We start from the raw sequence: 5053 nt of genomic DNA on the forward strand, positions 1-5053 counted from the left end.
TCACGCTCCAGATCGCTTTCACTTTGATAGCCCTCAGCAACTTGGCAAACCTTTGTGTATTTATCAAGGACAATAAAGCGATTTGTCTCGGCAATAGGATTCGTGTAATCAACCATGTTGTTCTTCCTTTAACCATGGGCGCACTTCATTGATTTGGCGCCCTACCAATACATGTTGGACAAAACTGTTCATGTTACGCATCTACGGCTTCTGGCTTGGGGAAGCTCAGCAGCAAATCGCGGTAATATTCATATTGCTTCTGGCGCAGCTCGATCTCGCGGGGCAGGCCCTCAGTGATGGAATGGGTGAGAGCCTCGAATTTATCGAGGATGGCTACGATACGAGCTTGTGTTTCCGCGCAAGGGACAGGGATTCGATATTCCATGATTTTCCCTTTATCCCCACGTGGCATTTTTGCACCTTTCACGTGTTGCATGTTGTATTCAAAAAACTTGTCATCAGCTAAGACCTGATATAAGTATTTTGAGTCAAGTGACTCACTCGTTAGGCGAATGACTAAAACATCACCACTTGCCCCGCCATTTATGTCTGCATGCCATATCTTTTTTAAATAAGGTCTGATGTTTCCAATTAAAACATCACCATTTTTATATTCGATTAAATTGCCTTCAGTAGGAACGTAATTAGACTCGGTTTTTCCTGCTCGATTTTGAAGAAGGTTATCGACTCCTACGTAATTTTTTGAATCTACTTTTTCAGCGCTAATTCGTGCTTTTGCATACGTAGCGATTTCGCTTAATGCTACCCACTCAACGTCACCCTCTTCAAAACTCAACAACTGGTCACGATAGTAGTTGTATTGCTTTTTCCGTGAAGTAAGCTCGGTGGTAAGCTCGGTGGTAAGCGCAGTAAATGCGTCCAAGATACGCACGATTTCTGCTTGTATTTCCAGCGATTTTTTGGGGTTTTCTGGACAGGGGATTGGGAAAACAAGCTTTTCAATAGCTGTTCTTGATAGACGCGGGATGCTAGCTCTACGAACCTGACCTATAATCCTTTCTTTTTGAGTCAATAAGTAATGATATAAATATTTGCTGTTAATAATTTCAGAGGGGGGCGCAAAGTAAACATCGTCAGCAGCCCAAATTTTATTTTTACTGTAGCCTATTTCTCCCGCAGAACCTGCGCAAATAATAAATGCAGTATCGGTTTCAGTATTACTCTCATGATAATAGCCGAGAGGTGTCATGCTATTTTGATAAACTGCATACTTTCCATTTCTTTCTAATTGAGATTTTACCAACCGCTTCCCTCGTTGAAGGTTTATTACATCCCCCAAACGCCTCCATTCAACATTCACGCCATCCAGCAACTTTTTCATAAAGTCAGCATTGCTCATGATTACAGCTCCTCTGTCTTGAATTCGCTATAACCCTCAAAGTAATAGCTGACATCAATACCCTTCATGAACAAAGCACGGTCATCAATCTGACTGGTGAGCGCTTGTTTAAGCAGTGCCTTTATTTCCAGGTCTTTCACTACGCTGCGCTGCATCGCAGAAAGGTATTCTTCTTTATCCACCAGGTTCCAATCCACGACTTGTTTAAGCGCAGCCTTGAGCATCAGGTCCAGCCAGATACGCGTAGCACGGCCATTGCCTTCACGAAATGGGTGGGCTATGTTCATCTCGACATATTTTTCGATGATTTCATCAAAGGTACGCTGTGGCATGCCATCGATGTGTTTTAACGATACGTCTAAATACATCAGTGGTGCAAAACGAAAATTACCCTTGGCGATGTTGACGTCACGAATGTTACCGGCGAAGTGATAGATGTCACCAAAGAGATAGCCGTGAATAAAGCTAAGCCCGGAAAATTTCCCTACGTCGGCCTTGTTAATGTCGCCAGAGTCGAAAAGTTGCTTAGCCTTTTGCTTACTGATTTTCTCCTCAGCTTTGGCAAGTTCAACCTGATTGGTGATGTTTAATTTATTCTCTAACATCATGCTACCTCTCCTTCGCCGTCCATGCCCTCGGTCGGTCTTTCTTCAATCGCCGTTCCTTCGATTTTGGCCACGATGAGGTCAATCTCTTTGCGCAGCTTGTCAATGGCGGCCACCGTGGTTTTCAGTTCGGCGCTAAGCTGGGTAATGTCCACAACCTCACGGTTATCTTTGGCTTCCACGTAGCTGCTTACGGACAGGTTGTATTCGTTGGCCACGATATCATCCAAACAGACCGATTTGGCAAAATGCGCGATATTCTCTTTGCTATCGAACACCTGCATAATTTGCTCGATATGCTGGTCAGTGAGGATGTTGTTATTTGTTTCCTTTTTAAACAGACCGCTGGCATCAATAAACTGAGTAGTTGATTCAGTTTTGCGCTTTGAGAGCACCAAAATATTCACCGCAATGGTGGTGCCATAAAAGAGATTGGGCGCCAGCGAAATCACGGTTTCAACATAGTTGTTGTCGACCAGATATTTTCTGATTTTCTGCTCAGCCCCGCCACGGTAGAAGATGCCAGGGAAGCAGACGATGGCGGCGCGGCCTCTGGCAGAGAGGTAGCTCAGTGCGTGCAGCACAAAGGCAAAGTCAGCCTTGGATTTGGGAGCCAGCACGCCAGCAGGCGCAAAACGGTCATCGTTAATCAGGGTTGGGTCATCACTCCCCACCCACTTCACTGAGTAAGGTGGGTTGGAGACGATGGCATCAAAGGGCTTGTCATCACTGAAATGCGGCTCAAGCAAGGTGTCACCCAATTGGATGTTGAACTTGTCGTAGTTGATGTTGTGCAAGAACATGTTCATGCGAGCCAGGTTGTAGGTGGTGTGATTGAGCTCCTGGCCGAAAAAGCCATCTTCAATGATGTGGGCATCAAAGTGCTTCTTGGCTTGCAGCAGCAGGGAGCCAGAGCCGCAAGCGGGGTCATAAATTTTATTAACACGGGTTTGCTTGTGCATGGCGAGCTGCGCAATCAGTTTGGACACATGCTGCGGCGTAAAGAACTCGCCACCTGATTTACCGGCGTTGGCCGCATAGTTGGAGATAAGGAATTCGTAGGCATCGCCGAACAGGTCGATTTGGCTGCCATCAAAGTCACCAAAGTCCAGTTCGGCCACCCCTTTGAGCACGGCGGCCAAGCGCTTGTTTTTGTCGGTGACGGTATTGCCCAAGCGGTTGCTGGTTGTATCAAAGTCGGCGAACAACCCTTTCAGGTCGCGCTCTGATGGGTAGCCATTGGCAGAGCTTTCAATGGCAGAAAAGATATGAGCCAGGTCGGTATTTAAGCTCTCGTTGGTATGTGCGTCTTTGACGACGTTCACAAACAAATCGCTGGGGGCGATAAAGTAGCCCTTGGTTTTGATGGCATCCACTTTTACCTCAAGCGGGATATCTTTATCGGCGAGCGCCGCATAGTTGATGCTGTCATCACCGCCTTCAATGTAGTTGACGAAATTTTCACTGATGAAGCGATAAAACAGCGTGCCGAGGACATACTGCTTAAAGTCCCAGCCATCCACTGCGCCACGCACCTCATTGGCGATGGCCCAAATTTGGCGTTGTAATGCGGCACGTTGTTGAGTACTTGTCATGCGGTTATTCCTGTTGATGTATGTTGCGCCACGACGTCACCAGACGTGGAGGCGACGTATAGCATTGTGAATGCAGAGCGCCTATCTGAAGACGCGCCGCCCATTGACGATGAGCCATCGGTGACGGCCCCTTGGATGCGGGCGAACAGACGTTTCAGACGGGGTCATGCAGTGCGCCGTACAAACTGGCGGTAAGGTCACGGTTACAGTCTGATTTGCCATGTGTCTCGTCTTGGCTTGAGTGCAGGCACAGCCAATCGATACATGGCATATCGAGAATTGGTTCTGTGGAAAACATGGCCCGCATGATACCGGAAAAGTAGGGGGCAGTCAGGTGATGGGGTGGTGATTTTGTTCGGATGATGGCTACAAAAAACAAAGGGAAGGCCACGTATTGGCCTTCCCCACGACCCACACACTTATCACGGACGAATGGGTATAAAAATATTACCACATTCCATTTTTGGAGGTCACGCCTGGCGCTCAGGATTGGCGTCCATGCTTGTCGCAGAGTAAATCGCTACGTAGACATAGCCATGGCTGCCGAGGGCATCGGCTTCGCAGGTGAAACCACCGTGATGGACGGTGATACGTTGCTGGCGCTGAGCATCCAGCTCCCCAGTCAGCAATTTGGCTTCCAGTTCCTTGATGATGGCTGGGAAAACAGCTTCAAGCTGGTCGATAGCCACCGCCTCCCATTCGCCAATCAATGAGGCTCGGTCTGACAAAAAGTGCAGGCGATGATGCTCTTGGATAAGGCGAGCGCCAAAGCGCGGTGTCACGGTGTGGGGCAAGCCCCACTGTGCAAAAATCCGGGTGAGTTGGTCTGGTGCTGCGGGTTGTTGGTCCTGGGTGTGGGTGGTTGTCGTGGTCATGATTAGCGATACCTCAATTCAATGTCGATGATGGTGCCGGGCACGTTGTGGCGCTGGCGTAGTCTGGTCAAGTTAGCAGGGAGGTCGGTCAGGCTTGCCAGTCGCCCCCTGTAGAGCCGGGAGAGATTGACGTAGTCAGGGTGACTTACTGTGATGGTCACCTGATGCCCTGGCTGCCAGCGGCTAAACAGACGGGCTTTGGCTTCCTTGATGGTGGTGATACCTGGGGCTGGTAACATCTGGCGGTTGCGCAGATGCAATTTGTTAAGCTCGGGGGCATAGCGATGCACCTCGAGTCCGGTGATGAGACGGGTCATGTTCGGTGACTCCTTGGATGCAAAGGGCCAGCCAGTGAGGGCTGGCCCTTTATGCTGTTTGTGGATAAGCGGTGCTGGGCTGTCGTGTCCGTTGGTGCCGAGGCTGCCGAAAGCTGCCGGGCCGCAGTGACAGACGCAGTGGCTAGTCGTTGTAAAACAGGATGTAGCTCACCCCGGCTTGCGTTGCTGCTGCGAGCAAGGGCTGTAACGTTGGCGGGTAGGCATCGAGCTCCAAGGCCAGGTTCAACATATATTCGTAGGCGGAGTCATCCTTCACACCGACATGTTCATGGGAGGCCAT

Annotated in this window: 5 protein-coding genes; all 5 read right to left on the minus strand. The window is 49.2% G+C overall.

Annotated elements, in window-relative coordinates; genetic code table 11:
• Window positions 1-193: 193 nt before the first annotated feature.
• The 5 genes from AB5Z09_RS07660 to AB5Z09_RS07680 all read right to left on the minus strand — a co-directional run bounded on the left by AB5Z09_RS07660 (window position 194) and on the right by AB5Z09_RS07680 (window position 4752).
• Window positions 194-1360: a restriction endonuclease subunit S gene (locus tag AB5Z09_RS07660; protein WP_368194984.1), complete on the minus strand. Its 1167-nt coding sequence runs from the start codon at window positions 1358-1360 to the stop codon at window positions 194-196.
• A gap of 2 nt (window positions 1361-1362) precedes the next feature.
• Window positions 1363-1968, minus strand: coding sequence for a protein adenylyltransferase Fic (fic, locus tag AB5Z09_RS07665; RefSeq protein WP_368194986.1), 606 nt, complete (start codon window positions 1966-1968; stop codon window positions 1363-1365).
• The gene (locus tag AB5Z09_RS07670) at window positions 1965-3560 is read right to left on the minus strand and encodes a type I restriction-modification system subunit M (RefSeq protein ID WP_368194981.1); all 1596 of its coding nucleotides are present in this window, start codon (window positions 3558-3560) and stop codon (window positions 1965-1967) included. Before AB5Z09_RS07670 ends, fic begins: the two co-directional genes overlap by 4 nt.
• Before the next feature lie 470 nt (window positions 3561-4030).
• Entirely contained in the window at window positions 4031-4435 is a 405-nt protein-coding gene (locus AB5Z09_RS07675) for a type IV toxin-antitoxin system YeeU family antitoxin (protein ID WP_368194982.1), read from the minus strand.
• Window positions 4436-4437: 2 nt separating this feature from the next.
• Window positions 4438-4752, minus strand: a complete 315-nt coding sequence (locus tag AB5Z09_RS07680) for a hypothetical protein (RefSeq protein WP_368194983.1) — start codon at window positions 4750-4752, stop codon at window positions 4438-4440.
• Between the last annotated feature and the right edge of the window lie 301 nt (window positions 4753-5053).

The sequence above is a fragment of the Aeromonas sp. R2-2 genome, from assembly GCF_040908355.1.
In the GTDB taxonomy this organism is placed as follows: Bacteria; Pseudomonadota; Gammaproteobacteria; order Enterobacterales; family Aeromonadaceae; genus Aeromonas; species Aeromonas veronii.

Bases quoted from the DNA above. Each gene is read 5' to 3' on its own strand.
- AB5Z09_RS07660 (WP_368194984.1), bottom strand. From the start codon at position 1,360: ATGAGCAATGCTGACTTTATGAAAAAGTTGCTGGATGGCGTGAATGTT.
- fic (WP_368194986.1), bottom strand. From the start codon at position 1,968: ATGATGTTAGAGAATAAATTAAACATCACCAATCAGGTTGAACTTGCC.
- AB5Z09_RS07670 (WP_368194981.1), bottom strand. From the start codon at position 3,560: ATGACAAGTACTCAACAACGTGCCGCATTACAACGCCAAATTTGGGCC.
- AB5Z09_RS07675 (WP_368194982.1), bottom strand. From the start codon at position 4,435: ATGACCACGACAACCACCCACACCCAGGACCAACAACCCGCAGCACCA.
- AB5Z09_RS07680 (WP_368194983.1), bottom strand. From the start codon at position 4,752: ATGACCCGTCTCATCACCGGACTCGAGGTGCATCGCTATGCCCCCGAG.